This is a genomic window from Nocardioides sp. NPDC000445, from assembly GCF_040300245.1.
In the GTDB taxonomy this organism is placed as follows: Bacteria; Actinomycetota; Actinomycetes; order Propionibacteriales; family Nocardioidaceae; genus Nocardioides.
The window spans coordinates 300,111-317,146 of the sequence record NZ_JBEPDH010000001.1 but is presented as its reverse complement, the minus strand read 5'-3'; the positions used below and the strand labels follow the sequence as shown (position 1 = coordinate 317,146).

General features: G+C 71.8%; 15 protein-coding genes. 8 read left to right on the top strand and 7 right to left on the bottom strand.

Annotation, left to right across the window (positions count from 1 at the left end; genetic code table 11):
- The first annotated feature begins 24 nt into the window (after positions 1-24).
- Positions 25-1,344, top strand: a complete 1,320-nt coding sequence (locus tag ABT304_RS01490) for a TIGR01777 family oxidoreductase (protein WP_350713014.1) — start codon at positions 25-27, stop codon at positions 1,342-1,344.
- A gap of 3 nt (positions 1,345-1,347) precedes the next feature.
- On the opposite strand, the gene ABT304_RS01485 is transcribed toward ABT304_RS01490, so the two are convergent.
- Both ABT304_RS01485 and ABT304_RS01480 read right to left on the bottom strand, forming a co-directional pair.
- Positions 1,348-2,472, bottom strand: coding sequence for a glycosyltransferase (locus ABT304_RS01485; protein WP_350713013.1), 1,125 nt, complete (start codon positions 2,470-2,472; stop codon positions 1,348-1,350).
- Between the two features lie 72 nt (positions 2,473-2,544).
- A complete protein-coding gene (locus ABT304_RS01480; protein ID WP_350713012.1) occupies positions 2,545-3,489 on the bottom strand; it encodes an SDR family oxidoreductase in 945 nt (314 codons plus the stop codon).
- A gap of 99 nt (positions 3,490-3,588) precedes the next feature.
- Between ABT304_RS01480 and ABT304_RS01475 the strand changes: the two genes are divergently transcribed.
- The 5 genes from ABT304_RS01475 (at position 3,589) to araA (ending at position 9,433) form a co-directional block, all read left to right on the top strand.
- Positions 3,589-4,257 (top strand): endonuclease, encoded by a 669-nt coding sequence (locus tag ABT304_RS01475; RefSeq protein WP_350713011.1) that lies wholly within the window; start codon positions 3,589-3,591, stop codon positions 4,255-4,257.
- Positions 4,258-4,299: 42 nt separating this feature from the next.
- On the top strand, positions 4,300-5,331 hold the full coding sequence (locus tag ABT304_RS01470; protein WP_350713010.1) for a LacI family DNA-binding transcriptional regulator: 1,032 nt from the start codon (positions 4,300-4,302) through the stop codon (positions 5,329-5,331).
- A 220-nt stretch (positions 5,332-5,551) separates the two neighbouring features.
- The gene (locus ABT304_RS01465) at positions 5,552-7,177 is read left to right on the top strand and encodes a xylulokinase (RefSeq protein WP_350713009.1); all 1,626 of its coding nucleotides are present in this window, start codon (positions 5,552-5,554) and stop codon (positions 7,175-7,177) included.
- Complete coding sequence (locus tag ABT304_RS01460) at positions 7,177-7,866, top strand: L-ribulose-5-phosphate 4-epimerase (protein ID WP_160028008.1); 690 nt, start codon at positions 7,177-7,179, stop codon at positions 7,864-7,866. Before ABT304_RS01465 ends, ABT304_RS01460 begins: the two co-directional genes overlap by 1 nt.
- Before the next feature lie 40 nt (positions 7,867-7,906).
- Positions 7,907-9,433, top strand: a complete 1,527-nt coding sequence (gene araA, locus ABT304_RS01455; RefSeq protein ID WP_350713008.1) for an L-arabinose isomerase — start codon at positions 7,907-7,909, stop codon at positions 9,431-9,433.
- On the opposite strand, the gene ABT304_RS01450 is transcribed toward araA, so the two are convergent.
- From ABT304_RS01450 to ABT304_RS01440, 3 genes are all read right to left on the bottom strand, one after another.
- On the bottom strand, positions 9,421-10,401 hold the full coding sequence (locus tag ABT304_RS01450) for an NAD-dependent epimerase/dehydratase family protein (protein ID WP_350713007.1): 981 nt from the start codon (positions 10,399-10,401) through the stop codon (positions 9,421-9,423). The genes araA and ABT304_RS01450 overlap by 13 nt on opposite strands.
- A 74-nt stretch (positions 10,402-10,475) precedes the next feature.
- Positions 10,476-11,876, bottom strand: a complete 1,401-nt coding sequence (locus ABT304_RS01445) for an FAD-binding oxidoreductase (protein WP_350713006.1) — start codon at positions 11,874-11,876, stop codon at positions 10,476-10,478.
- 32 nt (positions 11,877-11,908) lie between these two features.
- On the bottom strand, positions 11,909-13,156 hold the full coding sequence (locus ABT304_RS01440) for an alpha-hydroxy acid oxidase (RefSeq protein ID WP_350713005.1): 1,248 nt from the start codon (positions 13,154-13,156) through the stop codon (positions 11,909-11,911).
- Positions 13,157-13,232: 76 nt separating this feature from the next.
- Here ABT304_RS01440 and ABT304_RS01435 point away from each other — a divergent pair, with 76 nt between their 5' ends.
- Both ABT304_RS01435 and ABT304_RS01430 read left to right on the top strand, forming a co-directional pair.
- On the top strand, positions 13,233-14,354 hold the full coding sequence (locus tag ABT304_RS01435) for an L-talarate/galactarate dehydratase (RefSeq protein WP_160028018.1): 1,122 nt from the start codon (positions 13,233-13,235) through the stop codon (positions 14,352-14,354).
- Positions 14,351-15,034, top strand: coding sequence for a FadR/GntR family transcriptional regulator (locus ABT304_RS01430; RefSeq protein WP_350713004.1), 684 nt, complete (start codon positions 14,351-14,353; stop codon positions 15,032-15,034). Before ABT304_RS01435 ends, ABT304_RS01430 begins: the two co-directional genes overlap by 4 nt.
- A 104-nt stretch (positions 15,035-15,138) precedes the next feature.
- Here ABT304_RS01430 and ABT304_RS01425 read toward each other — a convergent pair whose 3' ends face one another.
- Together ABT304_RS01425 and ABT304_RS01420 are read right to left on the bottom strand one after the other, a co-directional pair.
- Positions 15,139-15,963 carry an NAD-dependent epimerase/dehydratase family protein gene (locus ABT304_RS01425; RefSeq protein WP_350713003.1) on the bottom strand — a complete coding sequence of 275 codons (825 nt, stop codon included), beginning with the start codon at positions 15,961-15,963 and terminating at the stop codon, positions 15,139-15,141.
- Entirely contained in the window at positions 15,960-17,012 is a 1,053-nt protein-coding gene (locus ABT304_RS01420) for a TRAP transporter substrate-binding protein (protein ID WP_350713002.1), read from the bottom strand. The genes ABT304_RS01425 and ABT304_RS01420 overlap by 4 nt, the downstream gene beginning before the upstream one ends.
- Positions 17,013-17,036 lie beyond the last annotated feature (24 nt).

Sequence of the window (17,036 nt, the reverse complement as noted above, 5' to 3'; positions counted from 1 at the left end):
GCCGATCCGCGCGAGGCTGCTGGCATGACGTTCCCGCTGGTCCGGGTCCACACGCTGACCACGCGCATCGACGCGCCGGTCGAGGAGGTCTTCGGGTGGCATCGGCGCCCCGGAGCGATCCGCCGGCTGACGCCGCCGTGGACGCCGGGGGAGGTGCGGGTCGAGGCGGCCGACCTCGCCGACGGGACGGCGGTGATCTCGCTCGGGCGCGGAGTGGACTGGGTGGCCCGTCACGATCCTGACGCCTACGACCCACCGCACCTGTTCACCGAGCGGCTCGCCTCGCTGCGGCCGCTGACATGGACCCACAGGCACGAGTTCGCCGCCGACGGCGACGCGACCCTGGTCACCGACCGGGTGGAGACGAACGTGCTCGGGCGGATGGTGGACCGGATGCTCGGCTACCGTCACGATCAGCTGGTCGCCGACCTCGCCGCACACCGCAGAGCGTACGCAGCGGGCAGGTCGCTCACCGTCGCGGTCACCGGTTCGAGCGGGACCGTCGGGCGCGCCCTGGTCCCGTTCCTCACCACCGGCGGCCACCGGGTGATCCGGCTGGTTCGGCACCCACCGGCAGGGGAGGGAGAGCGCCACTGGGATCCGTCGGCGCCCGGCTCGGACCTGCTCGACGGGGTGGACGCGGTCGTCCATCTGGCCGGGGCGCCCATCGCGGGCCGCTTCACCGCGGCGCACAAGGCGGCCATCCGCGACTCCCGGATCGAGCCGACCCGACGGCTCGCCGAGGCGGCGGCACGCAGCGGCGTACGCACCTTCGTCAGCGCCTCCGCGATCGGGTTCTACGGCGCCGACCGGGGCGACAAGGTCCTCACCGAACCCTCGGTCCGGGGCGCGGGCTTCCTCGCCGACGTGGTCGCCGACTGGGAGGCGGCGAGCCGGGTGGACGGGCTACGGGCGGTCCAGGTCAGGACCGGGATCGTGCAGACGCCCGCCGGGGGAGCGCTGAGGCTTCAGCGACCGCTGTTCGCGGCCGGTCTGGGTGGCCGGCTCGGGAGCGGTGAGCAGTGGCTGAGCTGGATCGGCATCGACGACCTGGTCGACGTCTACCACCGCGCGGTCCTCGACGAGACGCTCGTCGGCCCGGTCAACGCGGTCGCCCCCGAGCCGGTCACCGGCCGGGTCTACGCCCAGATCCTCGCGCACGTGCTCCACCGGCCCGCGCTCCTGCCCACGCCGGCTCTCGGCCCACGGCTCCTGCTCGGCAGGGAGGGCGCCGAGGAGATGGCACTGGCGAGCCAGCGGGTCGAGCCGGCCGCTCTCGGGAGCGAGCACGAGTTCCGTCACCCGACGCTGGAGGCGGCGCTGCGCCACGTACTCGGTCGTTGAGGGTCAGGCCACACCGCTCAGCAGCAGCTCCGCGGCCACGGCCGCCCCGTCGCCCCGGGCGTCAGCGGCCATCGCGGTCGCCCGCGCTCGGACCTCCGGCGCCAACGCCGGGCCGAGAGCGGCGGTGAGCGACTCGAACGTCGGTGCGGCGCCGTCGTGGGCGACCCCGATGCCGAGCGCGGCCACCCGCCCGGCCCAGTAGGTCTGATCGCCGGCCTGCGGCACCACCAGTTGGGGCGCGCCGGCCCGGTATGCCGTCGTCATGGTGCCCGCGCCGCCGTGGTGGACGACGGCGGCGACCCGGCCGAAGAGCCGCTGGTGGTTGACCTCGCCGACGACGAAGCAGTCGTCACGGCCGTCGATGACGTCCAGCCCAGCCCATCCGCGCCCGATGACCACGCGACGGCCGTGCGCGCGGATGGCCTCGACCGCGACCCGCACGCTCTCCTCGCCGACCGTGCGCATGCTGCCGAAACCGACGTACACCGGCTCCTGCCCCGCGTCGAGGAAGCCCAGCAGGTCGGCCGGGAGCGGACGGTCGTCATCGAGCATCCAGGCGCCGGTCTGCACGACGTCGAGTCTGGAGGTCCCGTGCCATGGACCCAGGGTGGGATCGGCCGCGAGCAGGGGACGAGTGGTGAACATGAACTCGGTGACATCGCTGACCGGCGGCAGCCCGATCGAGGCCCGGTGGGCGTCGACCGGTTCCTTGAACAGCTCGTTGAAGCCGCGCCCGTCCAGGCCGTCGACGACGTCCGGGCAGAAGAGGGCATAGTGATAGGGGACGCCCCGCGCCTCGGCGACCGAGGGTGCGACGAACTGCGACATCGCGGTCGCGACGACCGCGTCGCAGCCCGCAGCGGCCTCGGCCACGGTGTCGTACTGCGCCGTGATGAAGTCGGTCACTCGCTGGTGACGCTCCTCGGACGTCGGCGGCCGCTCCCAGGACCGCCACGGCTTGAGGAACGGCACGTACGGCACGCCCTCCCGCGCCAGCAGATCGACGAACTCCTCGTCCGGCGGCGCGCACATCCGCACTTCCGCGCCCCTCCGCTGCAGCTGCACCGCGAGCGCCACCATCGGCTCGACGTCTCCTCGCGACCCGTACGTCGACAACAGCACACGCATCCATGGCTCCGTTCCAAGGGCATCGGGCCAGGCCCGAGAGACGACGGCAGCATAGGCTCCCGCGTCGCCCGGTCAGGAAGCCGGGAGCGCGGTCCGGGTGAGGCTCTCGGAGATCTCCCACAGCCGGGTGGCGTCCTCGGCGCTGACCAGCGGCCGGTAGAGCGCCTGCTCGGCGGGGGCGCCACCGAGGTGCCCAGGGCCGCTGGGGCCGTACAGCCGGCCGCCGGTCGCCTCGGGAGAGGTGGCGGCCAGCAGCGCGGGAAGGGCGGCGGTCTCGGGGGTGCCGAGGAGGATCCCTCGGGCCGAGAGCCAGCGGATCATGCGCACGGAGAGGGTGTCCGACGTGCGGCCGATCTCGGGGCGAGCGGCCAGCAGGTTGGTCGGTGCGACGCCGGGGTGGGAGAGGTTGCTGGTGATACCCCAGCCGTTGGCCCGGCTGCGCCGGTCCAGCTCGAGCCCGAAGAGGCCGACGGCGATCTTGGACTGGCTGTAGGCCTTCATGTCCTCATAGCTCTGCTCCCAGTTGGGGTCCTCCCAGTTGACCGCGCCGCGCCTCGCCGCCACGCTGACCTGGGATGTCACCCGGGCCCGCCCGGCTCGCAGCAGCGGCAGGATCCCGGCGACGAGGGCGAAATGCCCGAGATGGTTGGTGCCGAACTGGAGCTCGAACCCGTCGGCGGTGGTCTGCCGCTCCGGCGGCGTCATCACGCCGGCGTTGTTGATCATCACGTGGAACGGCTGGTCCTCGCCCAGCAGCGTCTCGGAGAGCGCCGTCACCGACGACAGCGAGGACAGGTCGAGGTCGCGCAGCGAGATCCGGGCCTCCGGGACGTGTCCGCGGATCGTGGCCAGTGCCTTCTCGCCCTTGGCGGCGTTGCGTACGGGCATCACGACCTCGGCCCCGGCCGCCGCCAGCCGGGTGGCCATCACCAGGCCCATGCCGTCGCTGGCCCCGGTGACCAGGGCTCGCTTGCCGGACAGGTCGGGGATCGGGATGTCGATGGATCGACGTGGCATCGGTCTGCTCCTGGAGAGAGGCTCTGGGGTCGGATCCATCCTCGGTCGGCCACCAGGTTCTATCCAGGGTCTGCCGATCCCAGCCTGGAACGTCAGCGCATGTCCCCGGCTCGCGCCGGGTACGTCGACAAGGTGAGCGAACGGGACCGCGACCTGGTACGGCGTCTGCTGGACGCCGGCGGCACGACGTACGCCGAGGAGGCCGGCATCCGGCTCCGGGACAAGCCGTCGCCGCTCTATCGTCTCCTCGTCCTGGCGATGCTCTCCTCGACCCGGATCTCGACCGACATCGCGGTGGCCGCTGCCCGCGAGCTGTCGGCCGCAGGATGGCGTACGCCGCACCGGCTGCTCGACTCGACCTGGCAGCAGCGGGTGGATGCCCTCGGCCGGGCCCACTACCGCCGCTACGACGAGAGCACCGCGACCAAGCTCGAAGAGCAGGCGCAGTGGCTGCTGGAGACCTGTCGCGGCGACCTGCGCCGGCTCCGCCCGACCTCGCGCGACGGCGCCGACGCCCTGATCGACGCGCTCACCGAGTCGCCCCGCATCGGCCCGGTGGGCGCCCGGATCTTCTGCCGTGAGGTGCAGGACGTGTGGCCCGAGCTGTCGCCCTTCCTCGACGGCCCGCTCCTCGACCAGGCTCGTCACCTCGGCCTGCCCGACGACCCGGACGAGCTCGCGTCGCTGGTCCCCGACGGACGCTGTGCCCCGCTCGCGGCGGCCCTCACCCGAGCACGCCACGGGCTTCCCGATCTCGAGGAGACCTGAGGCAGTCCCACCGCCCGCGGAGATCCCGCCTAGGATCACCGCATGGTCAACGGGGAGTCGAAGAACGCGCCGAGCATGGCAGATGTCGCGGCCCGGGCAGGGGTCTCGCACCAGACCGTGTCCCGGGTCGTCAACGGCTCCGACGCCGTACGTGGCGACACCCGCGACCGGGTGCTGGCGGCGATCGAGGAGCTGGGTTACCGGCGCAACAAGTCGGCACGCGCTCTGGTCACGCGGAAGTCGGGACGCCTGGGCCTGCTCTACACCCAGCCGCACCTCTACGGACCGGGCACGCTGGCCGCCTCGGTGCACCAGGCCGGTCAGAAGGCCGGCTACGACGTCATCCTGAGCCCCGTGCCGCACCTGGAGGCGACCTCGGCGGAGCGGGCGATCGAGGCGCTCCTCGACGACGCGGTCGAGGCCGTGCTCCTCGGCGTCTCGCACCAGTCGTTCGAGGACCTGGTCGCTCAGCTCACGGAGACCGTCGAGGTCGTGATGATCCACAGCGACCCGCCGGCGGGAGTGCGCTCGGTGGGGATCGACCAGCACGCCGGGGCCGTGCTGGCCACGCAGTACCTGCTGGACATCGGCCACCGCAACATCGCCCACGTGGCCGGTCCGGTCGGCTGGATCGACGCCCGGCAGCGCCGGGAAGGATGGATGGCCGCGCTCCGGGACAGTGACGTGCAACCCGGGCCCGAGATCTTCGGCGACTGGTCGAGCAAGAGCGGCTACGAGGCCGGGGCCGAGATCGCCCGGGACCCCTCGGTCACCGCGGTCTTCGCGGCCAACGACTCGATGGCGCTCGGCGTGATCCGGGCGCTGCACGAGGCCGGCCTCCGGGTCCCGCAGGACGTGAGCGTCGTCGGCTTCGACGACGTCCCGGACGCCGCGTACCTCTGGCCGCCGCTGACCACCGTCCGGCAGGACTTCGCCTCCCTCGGCGAGCTCGCCGTCGAGGTCGCCACCAAGGCCATCGCCGACGGCACCGTCGAGGTGCCGCCGCTGCTGCAGCCCGAGCTGGTCGTGCGCTCCTCGGCCGCCCCGCTGTCTCCCCGCCGAGACGTCAGTTAGGTCGGCCGAGACGTCGGTTAGGTCGGCCGAGCTGGCACGACGCTGCCCACTCGGCCGACCGCAGTGACGTTTCGGTCGACCGGGGTGACGCTTCGGCCGACCGGGGTGACGCTTCGGCAAGAGCTCTACGGGGAACCCAGCGGTAACCTGCCCGTCATATGTTAGCGTTCACATTGCCTCGAAACCCCACCCCGAGCCGACGGGCAGAAACGGAGCCGTGATGACGCAGCGAGCAGGCCACCTGCCTGACCTCGAAGAGACCTCGCTCGGCATCGAGCTGGGCTCCACCAACATCAAGGCGTGCCTGATCGGGCCCGATCACGCGACCGTCGCCACCGGGTCCCATCTGTGGGAGAACGAGCTCGTCGACGGCCTGTGGACCTACTCGCTCGAGGCGGTCTGGGCCGGCGTACAGGGCGCGGTCGCCGCCCTCGGCGACGAGGTCGAGCGCCGCTACGGCACCCGCCCGACCGCGTTCGGGTCGATCGGCGTCTCGGCGATGATGCACGGCTACCTCGCCTTCGACGATGCCGGCGAGCTGCTGGTGCCGTTCCGTACGTGGCGCAACACCAACACCGCCGTCGCCGCCGCCGAGCTGTCGGAGCTCTTCGGCACCAACATCCCGTTGCGATGGTCGGTCGCCCACCTCTACCAGGCGATCCTCGACGACGAGCCCCACCTGCCCGAGATCGCCTCGCTCACCACGCTCGCGGGCTACGTCCACCGGGCCCTGACCGGCGAGCACGTGCTCGGCGTCGGCGACGCCTCCGGCGTCTTCCCGATCGACCCGGCCACCGGGACCTACGACCAGCGGATGCTCGAGCAGCTCGGTCACCTGGCCGCCGCCAAGCGCCCCGGCCTGCGGGTCGAGGGGCTGCTCCCGCAGGTCCTCCCGGCAGGCGCCGACGCCGGCCGGCTCACCCCTGACGGCGCCGCGCTGCTCGACCCGACCGGTACGCTCCAGCCCGGCATCCCGCTGTGTCCGCCCGAGGGCGACGCCGGCACCGGGATGGTCGCCACCAACTCCGTCGCCAAGCGCACCGGCAATGTCAGCGCCGGCACCTCGATCTTCGCGATGGTCGTCCTCGAGGCGCCGCTGGCCACCGTGCACCACGCCATCGACATCGTCACCACCCCGGCCGGCGACCCGGTCGCGATGGTGCACTGCAACAACGGCGCCAGCGAGCTCGACGCCTGGGCCGGGGTCTTCGGTGAGTTCGCCGCCGCGCTCGGCCACCCCTGCGAGCCCGACGCCGTCTTCGGTGCCCTGCTCACCGCCGCGCTGAAGGGCTCGCCCGACGGCGGTGGCCTGCTGGCCTACAACTACCTGGCCGGCGAGCCGATCACCGGCCTCGACGAGGGTCGTCCGCTGTTCGTACGCACCCCCGGCAGCCGTCTCGACCTCGCCGGGTTCGCCCGCGCCCAGGTCTACGGCGTCTTCGGCACCCTCGCCCTCGGCATGCGCGTACTCGCCGACCAGGGTGTCCAGATCGACGCGATGTTCGCCCACGGCGGCCTGTTCCGCACCGCGGGCGTCGCGCAGCGGCTGCTCGCCGCCGCCATCGGCGCCCCGGTCGCGGTCGGCCGCACCGCCGGCGAGGGCGGTGCCTGGGGGATCGCGGTCCTGGCGGCGTACACCCGGGCCGCCGAGGCCGAGGGCGACCTCAGCCTGAGCACCTATCTCGCCGAGCGCGTCTTCGGCGACATCGACCTCGAGGTCGTCGAGCCGGACGCCGCCGACCTCGCCGGGTTCCGCACCTACCTCGAGCGCTACGAGGCCGGCCTGGACATCGAGCGCGCCGCCGTGGCCTCGCTCGCCCCCAACGCAGCAGAAGGAGACCAGTGATGACAGGCGTACCTGCCGCTCTTCGCGCCGCTGTCGACGCCGCCAAGGAGCGTGTCGCGGCGCTGCACGCCGAGCTGCCCCGCTGGGAGCTGGTCGTGTGGACCGCCGGCAACGTCTCCGAGCGCGTACCGAACCCCGACGGTGAGGACCTGCTGGTCATCAAGCCCTCCGGGGTCGCCTACGAGGACATCACCGCCGAGGCGATGGTCGTGTGCGACCTGGCGGGCAACCTCGTCGAGGGCGAGCGGTCGCCGTCCTCGGACACGGCCGCCCATGCGTACGTCTATGCCAACATGCCCGAGGTCGGGGGAGTGGTCCACACCCACTCCACCTACGCCACCGCCTGGGCCGCCCGCGGGGAGGAGATCCCCTGCGTGCTCACGATGATGGCCGACGAGTTCGGCGGACCGGTCCCGGTCGGCCCGTTCGCGATCATCGGCGACGACTCGATCGGGCGCGGCATCGTGGAGACGCTGCGCGAGTCGCGCAGCCCCGCGGTGCTGATGCGGAACCACGGTCCCTTCACCATCGGCAAGGACGGCCGCTCCGCGGTCAAGGCCGCGGTGATGTGCGAGGAGGTCGCCCGCACGGTGCACATCGCGCGCCAGCTCGGCCAGCCGCTGCCGATCGACCAGGGCCACATCGACTCGCTCTACGACCGCTACCAGAACGTCTACGGCCAGCACTGAGCTGCCCGTCCCCCGAATCTCAGCACTGGAAGGACCCCACATGAGCAAGCCCGCAGCGTTGAAACCCTATGGCGACCGCGAGGTCTGGTTCTTCACCGGCAGCCAGGACCTCTACGGCGAGGAGACCCTTCGTCAGGTGGCCGAGCAGTCCCAGGAGGTCGCTCGCGCCCTCGACGCCTCCGGCGACGTACCGGCGAAGGTCGTGTGGAAGCCCGTCCTGAAGGACTCCGCGGCGATCCGCCGCGCGATGCTCGATGCCAACTCCGACGACAACGTCCTCGGCGTCATCACCTGGATGCACACCTTCAGCCCGGCCAAGATGTGGATCGCCGGACTGGACGCCCTCCAGAAGCCGCTCCTGCACCTGCACACCCAGGCCAACGTCGAGCTCCCCTGGTCGGAGATCGACATGGACTTCATGAACCTCAACCAGGCCGCGCACGGCGACCGTGAGTACGCCTACATCGCCACCCGCCTCGGCGTCGCCCGCACCACCGTCGTCGGCCACGTCTCCAACCCGGCGGTCACCCGCCGCGTCGGCACCTGGGTCCGCGGCGCCGCGGGCTGGGACGCCACCCACGGGCTCAACCTGGTCCGCTTCGGCGACAACATGCGCAACGTCGCGGTCACCGAGGGCGACAAGACCGAGGCGGAGCTGCGCTTCGGCGTCTCGGTCAACACCTGGGGCGTCAACGACCTGGTGGCGGCCGTCGAGGCGGTGTCGGAGGAGACCGTGGATGCGCTGGTCGCCGAGTACGAGGCCCTCTACGACGTCGTCCCCGAGCTCCGCAAGGGCGGCGAGCGCCACGACTCGCTCCGCTACGCAGCCCGCCAGGAGATCGCCATGGAGGCGTTCTTGGTGGAGCGTGACGCGAAGGCGTTCACCACCAACTTCGAGGATCTCGGCGGTCTGCGCCAGCTCCCCGGCATCGCCGTGCAGCGGCTGATGAGCAAGGGCTACGGCTTCGGCGCCGAGGGCGACTGGAAGACCGCCGTGCTCGTGCGTGCCGCCAAGGTGATGGGGGAGGGGCTGCCCGGTGGCGCCTCCCTGATGGAGGACTACACCTACGACCTCACCCCGGGCGCGGAGGTCATCCTCGGCGCCCACATGCTCGAGGTCTGCCCCTCGCTGACCACCTCCACCCCGCGCGTCGAGATCCACCCGCTCGGGATCGGCGACCGCGAGGACCCGGTCCGGATGGTCTTCGACGCCGACACCACCGAGGGCGCCGTGGTCGTCTCCCTGGCTGACATGCGCGACCGGTTCCGGCTGACCGCCAACGTCGTCGACGTCGTCCCCCCGACCGAGGCGCTGCCCAATCTGCCCGTCGCGCGCGCTGTCTGGACCCCGCGTCCCGACTTCGCGACCTCGGCCGAGGCCTGGCTGACCGCCGGCGGCGCGCACCACACGGTGATGTCGACCGCCGCCGGGATCGAGGCCTTCGAGGTGTTCGCCAACATCGCCCGCACCGAGCTGCTGGTCATCGACGAGTCCACCACCCGCCGCGGCTTCGCCGACCAGGTGCGCTGGAACCAGGTGTTCTACCGGGTTGCTCAGGGGCTCTGACGCCAGGCGTCGAGGAGCTCGGCCTCGCGGGTCGGCGAGATGCCGGTGACGTACGCATCGGGGGAGGCCTGCAGCCAGGCGAGGGTGTCCCGGGCGGTCTCGGCGATCGGGCGGGTGGTGAGACCGGTCGCCATGGCCGAGGTGGTGTCGTGGGCGAGCATCCCGTCGTACTCAGGGCGGGGGAGCCACAGCGGGATCGAGCCGGGGCCTGACCAGGGGTCGACCTCGTTGGCCTGCAGGAAGTCCTGGGGGAGCCAGGTCCAGGTCTGGATGGCGCCGACGCCGCTCGCGGTCTCGGTCAGCAAGGTGCTGATCGGCATCGACGGGCCGGTGGCGTCGAAGGTGCCCTCCACCCGGGCGGTGGCGCAGTGGAGGATCCAGTCCGCCAGGTCGCGTACGTCGATGACCTGGGTGCTGTCGTCGGGCGAGCCGGGAGCGAGGATCTCGCCGCCGGCGTTCAGGCGCTGTGGCCAGTAGGAGAACCGGCCGCTGGGATCCCCTGGGCCCACGATCAGGCCGGGGCGGATGACGGTGGCCGAGGCTGCACCCGCGCGGACGAGCTCCTCGCCGGCGACCTTCATCGAGCCGTACGCATCGGGGTCGTCGTCCTCGACGTCGTCCGTGGTCGGAGTGAGGACAGGGAGCGACTCCGGAGTGCCGCCGGGGGTGCTGTGGTCGGCGTACACGCTGATGGTCGAGACGAAGACCCAGTGGGCCTCGCTGAAGGCGGCGATGGCAGAGCGAACCCACGAGGGGGTCCGGGCCACGTCGACGACCGCGTCGAACTCCGCAGTCGTCAGGGCGGAGGGAGGTTTCTCGGTACGGTCCCACGGCACCAGCTCCGCGCCCTCCGGGACGGTTCCCGACCGGCCGCGCGCTGCACAGACCACCTCGTGACCGCTGCGTACTGCCGACTCCGCCACTGCGCGGGAGAGGAAGACCGTGCCGCCGAGCACCAGGATTCGCATGCGGACACGCAATCACCCGCGAGCGCCACGCGGCAAGCGGTTCTGCTTCAGGCAGATCCTGGATACCGGGAGACTCACAGCACCTTGCGGGGGTTCATGACCCCGTCGGGGTCGATCGCCTGCTTCACGGCGCGCATGAGGTCGACCTCGACACCCGTCTTGTACGCAGCGGCAGCATCCCGCTTGAGCGTGCCGATCCCGTGCTCGGCGGAGATGCTGCCGCCGAGCGCGGTGACGGCGTCGTAGACGATCCGGGTCAGTGCGCTCGCCCGAGCGCGGAGCGCCGCATCGTCGCCGACGGGGGCGGAGATGTTGTAGTGCAGGTTGCCGTCCCCGATGTGTCCGTACGTCACCAGCCGCAGCCCCGGCAGCGCCTCCAGCAAGAGAGGCCCGACCTCGGCGACGAACCGGGGCAGCGCCGTGATCGGCAGGGTGACGTCGTGCTTGAGGGTCGCACCCTCGCTCTTCTGCGCCTCCGAGACGCCCTCGCGCAGCGCCCACAGCGACTCGCGCTGAGCGGGGCTGCCGGCGACCACGGCGTCGAGGAGCAGCCCCTCCTCGGCAGCCGCCGCGAGAGCCGACTCGAGCCGCTCGTCGACGTCGACGGAGGTGCCGGCGAGCTCGACGAGGCCGTACCACACGTGCCGGTCCGAGAACGGGTCGCGGACCCCCGGCAGGTGGGCGAGGACCAGGTCGACGGCCTGGCGTCCGAGCAGCTCCCAGGTGGTCAGCTGCCCGCCGCCGTGCTCGCGCAGCAGGGGAAGCAGCTCGGTCGCAGCCGAGACCGACTCCAGCGCCACGAACGCCGTCGCCCGGCGCGGCGTCGCCGGCAGAAGCCGCAGTACCGCCGCGGTGACGACGCCGAGCGTGCCCTCGGAGCCGATGAACAGCTGCTTGAGGTCGTAGCCGGTGTTGTCCTTGCGCAGAGGCCGCAGGCCGTCCCAGACCCGGCCGTCGGGGAGCACGACCTCGAGGCCGAGCACCAGCTCGCGCATCATCCCGTAGCGCAGCACCGCGGTGCCGCCGGCGTTGGTCGCGACCGTGCCGCCGATGGTGCACGAGCCCTCCGAGCCGAGGGAGAGCGGGAAGAGCCGCCCGGCTGCCCTGGCGGCCTCCTGGACGGTCGCCAGCGCGGTGCCGGCCTCGACGGTGAGGGTGTCGGCGACCGGGTCGATCTCCCGGATGCGACGCATCCGGCCGAGCGAGAGCACCACCTGGTCGCCTCCGGAGTCCGGTACGCCGCCGCCGACGAGGCCGGTGTTGCCGCCCTGCGGGACGACCCCGACGCCGGCCGCCGCGCACAGCCTGACCGCGGTGGCGACCTCGGCGGTCGAGGCCGGGCGCACCACCGCGAGGGCGGTGCCGGTGAAGCTGCCGGTCCAGTCGGTGACGTACGCCGCCATGTCGGCCGGATCGGTCAGCACGGCGCTCTCGCCGAGGGCGGTGCGCAGGTCGTGGACGAGGTCGGTGGTCACGGTTCTCCTTCGGTCGGTGGGGGCGGCCGCAGTCATGAGGACCGCAGCCGGACGTGCTCGGGGCCGATCGAGGCGATGTCGGGGGTGCCGAGCAGGCACATCGCCCGCCGCAGCTCCTCGACCAGCAGCGTCAGGGTGGCGTCGACGCCCTGCTGCCCGGCGACCATCAGGCCGTAGAGGTAGGGCCGGCCGATCACCACGCCGCGGGCGCCGAGGCCGAGCGCCGCCGCGATGTCGCCGCCGGAGCGGACGCCGGAGTCGACGTACACCTCGGTCCGGTCGCCGACCGCGTCGACCACCGCCGGCAGCAGCTCCAGCGGCACCGGGGCGCGGTCGAGCTGACGGCCGCCGTGGTTGGAGAGCACCAGCGCGTCGGCCCCGGCCTCGACACAGGCGACCGCGTCGGCGACCGAGAGCACGCCCTTGACCACCACCGGGCCGTCCCAGTGCTCCTTGAGCCAGCCGATGTCGGAGGGCCGGATCGCCTGCTCGCGCAGCTCGTTGGACATGCCCCAGCGGCCGTAGTGCGACCCCTCGGGGAACGTCGCGAACCGCAGCGGCTCGGTGGTCAGGATGTTGGCGACCCAGCCGGGATGGCGGGTCATGTCCGCGAACGTACGCAGGCTCAGCTGCGGCGGGATCGCGAACCCGTTGATCTTGTCCTTGCGCTTCATCCCCGTCACGGTCGTGTCGATGGTCAGCATCAGCGCCTCGTAGCCCTGTTCGGCAGCTTCGGCAAGATGCTCGAGCGTCACCGCCCGGTCCTTCATCAGATAGACCTGGAACCAGTTGCGTCCCTGCGGGGCCGCGTGCGCGACGTCGGTGATCGAGGTCGTCGCGTACGTCGAGAGCGTGTAGGGCAGGCCAGCAGCGGCCGCCGCCGCGGCGACCGCGCGCTCGCCGGTGTGGTGGCTGAGCCGGGTGTAGCCGGTCGGGGCCAGCACGATGGGTGCGGCCGCGGGCCGCCCGAGGATCGAGGTACGCACCTCCGGATCGCCCACCTGGCCGAAGGCCGTGGGCCGCAGCTCCACACGGTCGAAGGCCGCCCGGTTCCGGCGCATCGCGTGCTCGCCGTCCGAGCCGCCGTAGACGTAGTCCCAGACCGCCGTCGGCACCCGCCGGCGCGCGGCCCGCTCCAGATCGTCGACGCTGAGGCAGCGGGCCAGCCTGCGGTCGGCCGCCCGCCACCGGAACGGCCGCGGTCGCAGGAAGGGCGCGAGATCGCGCCATCGGGGGACCTGCCGGACGAACTGCCGGACAACCTGAGAATCGGCGGCCACGCTCTGGACTCCTCACCACTCATCGGATAAGTTCTGAACTTGTCATACAACTTAGCCCATCGAGGAGCATCCCGCCATGGCCGCCGACCGCATCACGTCACTGACCCTCTCCCACGTCGTCCTCCCGCTCGAGAACCCGGTCAGTGACGCCAAGGTGCTCACCGGGCGGCAGAAGCCGCTCACCGAGACCGTGCTGCTCTTCGTCGAGGTGACCACCGAGCAGGGCTTCGAGGGCATGGGCTTCAGCTACTCCAAGCGCGCCGGTGGCCCGGCGCAGTACGCCCATCTCAAGGAGATCGCCCAGGTCGCCATCGGCCAGGACCCCTCCGACATCGCCAAGATCTACGAGTCGCTGATGTGGGCGGGTGCCTCGGTCGGCCGCAGCGGTGTGGCGACCCAGGCCGTGGCCGCCCTCGACGTGGCGCTCTACGACCTCAAGGCGCGCCGTGCCGGCCTGCCCCTGGCCAAGCTGCTCGGCGCCCATCGCGACTCCTGCCGCGTCTACAACACCTCCGGCGGCTTCCTCCAGGCGAGCGTCGAGGAGATCAAGGAGAAGGCCACCGCCTCGCTCGAGGCAGGCATCGGCGGCATCAAGATCAAGGTCGGCCAGCCCGACTGGGCCGAGGACCTGCGCCGCGTCGCCGCGCTGCGCGAGCACCTCGGCGACACCCCGTTCATGGTCGACGCCAACCAGCAGTGGGACCGCGCCCGCGCCCGCCGGATGTGCCGTGAGCTCGAGCAGTTCGACCTGATCTGGATCGAGGAGCCGCTCGACGCCTGGGACGCGGTCGGCCACGCCGACCTGTCGCGTACGTTCGACACCCCGATCGCGACCGGCGAGATGCTGACCTCGGTGCCCGAGCACATGGCGCTCATCGACGCCGGCTACCGCGGCATCGTGCAGCCCGACGCGCCGCGCATCGGCGGGATCACCCCGTTCCTGAAGTTCGCCACCCTCGCCGCCCACGCCGGTCTGGCGCTCGCGCCGCACTACGCGATGGAGATCCACCTGCACCTGGCCGCGGCCTACCCGACCGAGCCCTGGGTCGAGCACTTCGAGTGGCTCAACCCGCTCTTCGAGGAGCGCATCGACATCCACGACGGCCAGATGTGGGTGCCGGACCGTCCGGGTCTCGGCTTCACGCTCAGCGACCAGATGCGCAAGCTCACCGTCGAGAGCGCTAAGTTCTCGGCATGACGATCAGTGCCGGGCTCGCCGACCGCGTCGTCTCCGGGATCAAGGACCAGATCCTCGCCGGAGACCTCGCTCCGGGAGCGAAGCTGCCCTCGGAGTCCGACCTGGTCGGCACCTATGGCGTGTCGCGGACGGTGGCGCGCGAGGCGGTCACCCGCCTGCGCGCCGAAGGCCTGGTCGAGACCTTCCAGGGGCGCGGCTCGTACGTCCTGGCGGTGCCGGAGCCCTCGCCGTTCGCGCTGGAGTCCTCCGCGATCCGCACCCAGCACGACGTGCTCGACATGGTCGACTTCCGGCTCGGCGTGGAGTGTGAGGCGGCGGCCCTGGCCGCCGCCCACCTCGACGAGCAGGGCTCGCGCGCCATCGAGGAGGCGCTCGCCGCGCTGGCCGATGCGCATCCCGACGGAGCGGTGGAGGCCGACTTCGCCTTCCACCGCGCCGTCGCGGCCGCGACCGGCAACCGCTTCTACCTCGACCTGATGGACTCGCTGGGCCCCATGATGATCATGCTGCCCCGCACCCGGCTCGGCGACGCGTACTCGCCCAGCGACGCGCTCCACGTCGAGCGGGTGCAGCGCGAGCACGACAACATCGCATCCGCGATCCTCGCCGGTGACGCCGACACCGCCCGGGCCGCGATGCGGGTGCATCTGGGCAGCACCCGCCGCCGTCTGCGGCAGTGATCACGTCCGGAGCCACCGCACGGCCTCACGCAGCCTCCTGACCGCCTGGGAGAAGGAGAACGGGTGGCCCGGCGACAGCCGGACCACCCGTTCCCCATGGGGGCCTATTTCTTCTGGTGCTCGCCCAGCGGGGTGAAGCAGAACTTCCCTCCGGCCAGGCGCTCCTCGGGGCCCTGCGGGCCGTCGTCGATCGCGTCGCCGAGCAGCTCGGCGGCGTAGACCTCGGAGTCGTCCTGCGGGTGGTAGCCGATCGCCTCGCCGGCCTCCAGCGACCACCAGCGCCGGGTGTTGCGGGAGATGCCCCACACCACCCGGAAGCCGGGCTCGGGAGTGGCCAGGCACGCCTCGAGGAGCCGGGCACCGTCGTCGGGCGACATCCACGTCCACAGCGAGCGGCGGTCCCACGGCTTCTCGAAGCACGAGCCGATCCGCAACGCGGTCACGTCGATGCCGTAGCGGTCGTGGAAGAGGCTGCCGAGCGCCTCCATCGCGACCTTGCTGACCCCGTAGTAGGTGTCCGGTCGCGGGAAGGCGTCGGCGGCCAGCCCCTCTGCGGGTGCGTCATCGAGGTCGTAGAAGCCGGCCGCGTGGTTGCTCGAGGCGAGCACCACACGTGCCACCCCGGCGTCCCGGGCGGCTTCCAGGACCACCCGGGTGCCGTCGATGTTGGCCGAGAGGATGTCGTCCCACGGGGCCTCGACGCTGATGCCGCCGAGATGGATGATCGCCTCCACGCCCTCGGAGGCGGCGCACATCGCCGCCTCGTCGGTCACCGACGCCTCGATGACCTCGACGGCCTCGCCCTCGGCGGAGTCCTCGGGACGTACGACATCGAGGAGGCGAAGCACCCGGCCCTCGCGGGCCAGGCGGGTGCGCATCAGCCTCCCGACGCCGCCGTTCGCCCCGGTGATCAGGATCGTCTGCGTCATGCGGTGCGCAGCTCCTCGACGGCGGTGATGTACTCACCCAGGTCGGCGCCGTGCTTGTCGATGACGGACTTGGTGGCCTCGCGCCACGGGGCGAGGTCGCTGATCTCGTTGATCGTGACGCCTTCCCCGCGCAGCTTCTCCAGGTCGGCCTCGACCTGGGCGTCCCACTTCTCACGCTGGAACGGGGCGGCCTCGTCGGCGGCCTTCTGGAGCGCCTCCTGGTCCTTGGAGTCGAGCCCGTCCCAGGTGTCCTTGTTGATGAGGAGCACCTCGGCCACGCGCATGTGCCGGTCGAGGGTGTAGTTCGTCGCCACCTCGTAGTGGGAGGCGGAGTAGTAGGACGGCTCGTTGTTCTCGGCACCGTCGAGCAGCCCGCTCTGCAGCGAGCTGTAGACCTCGCCGTAGTCCATCGGCGTGGGGGAGCCGCCGAGAGCCTTGATGAAGTCGATCTGCACCTGCGACTCCTGGACCCGGATCTTGAGTCCCTTGACGTCCGCCGGCGCCTTGATCGGCTTCTTCGAGGTGTAGAAGCTGCGGGCGCCCGGGTCGAAGTAGCCCAGACCCTTGAATCCGGCACCGTCGGCCTCGCCGAGCAGCTTCTTGCCGCTCTCGCTCTCCAGGAAGCGCCACAGGTGATCGGCGTCGTCGAAGAGGTACGGCAGGCTGAACAGCCCCATCGCGGGCACGAACTCGCCCATCGGGGCCGAGCTGATCCGGGTCATCTCGATCGAGCCCATCTGGACCTGCTCGATCGCGTCGGACTCCTCGCCGAGCTGGGCGTTGGGGTAGACCTGGATCTTGATCCGGCCGTCGCTGTACTTCTCGGCCAGCTCGGCGAACTTCTTGTCGCCCAGCGTGGTGGGGTAGTCGTCGGGGTGGGTCTCGGCCAGCTTGAAGGTCTTCGAGCCACCGCCGCCTCCGCCGCTGCCGGCGAGAGACCCGCCGCCACAGGCACTGAGGGCGAGGCCGCCGGCGACGGCCGCGGCGCCGAAGGCGCCTGCCTTGAACAGGGAGCGCCGGGCGACCGGCTGGGGGGACGTGGTGTTCACGGGTGGTTCCTTTCCAGAGGGGGA

Excerpts from the sequence above, each read along its gene's own strand:
- ABT304_RS01475 (WP_350713011.1), top strand. The coding sequence starts at position 3,589 with ATGTCCCCGGCTCGCGCCGGGTACGTCGACAAGGTGAGCGAACGGGAC.
- ABT304_RS01430 (WP_350713004.1), top strand. The coding sequence starts at position 14,351 with ATGACGATCAGTGCCGGGCTCGCCGACCGCGTCGTCTCCGGGATCAAG.
- ABT304_RS01480 (WP_350713012.1), bottom strand. The coding sequence starts at position 3,489 with ATGCCACGTCGATCCATCGACATCCCGATCCCCGACCTGTCCGGCAAG.
- araA (WP_350713008.1), top strand. The coding sequence starts at position 7,907 with ATGAGCAAGCCCGCAGCGTTGAAACCCTATGGCGACCGCGAGGTCTGG.
- ABT304_RS01470 (WP_350713010.1), top strand. The coding sequence starts at position 4,300 with ATGGTCAACGGGGAGTCGAAGAACGCGCCGAGCATGGCAGATGTCGCG.
- ABT304_RS01450 (WP_350713007.1), bottom strand. The coding sequence starts at position 10,401 with ATGCGAATCCTGGTGCTCGGCGGCACGGTCTTCCTCTCCCGCGCAGTG.
- ABT304_RS01460 (WP_160028008.1), top strand. The coding sequence starts at position 7,177 with ATGACAGGCGTACCTGCCGCTCTTCGCGCCGCTGTCGACGCCGCCAAG.
- ABT304_RS01435 (WP_160028018.1), top strand. The coding sequence starts at position 13,233 with ATGGCCGCCGACCGCATCACGTCACTGACCCTCTCCCACGTCGTCCTC.
- ABT304_RS01425 (WP_350713003.1), bottom strand. The coding sequence starts at position 15,963 with ATGACGCAGACGATCCTGATCACCGGGGCGAACGGCGGCGTCGGGAGG.
- ABT304_RS01485 (WP_350713013.1), bottom strand. The coding sequence starts at position 2,472 with ATGCGTGTGCTGTTGTCGACGTACGGGTCGCGAGGAGACGTCGAGCCG.
- ABT304_RS01465 (WP_350713009.1), top strand. The coding sequence starts at position 5,552 with ATGACGCAGCGAGCAGGCCACCTGCCTGACCTCGAAGAGACCTCGCTC.
- ABT304_RS01490 (WP_350713014.1), top strand. The coding sequence starts at position 25 with ATGACGTTCCCGCTGGTCCGGGTCCACACGCTGACCACGCGCATCGAC.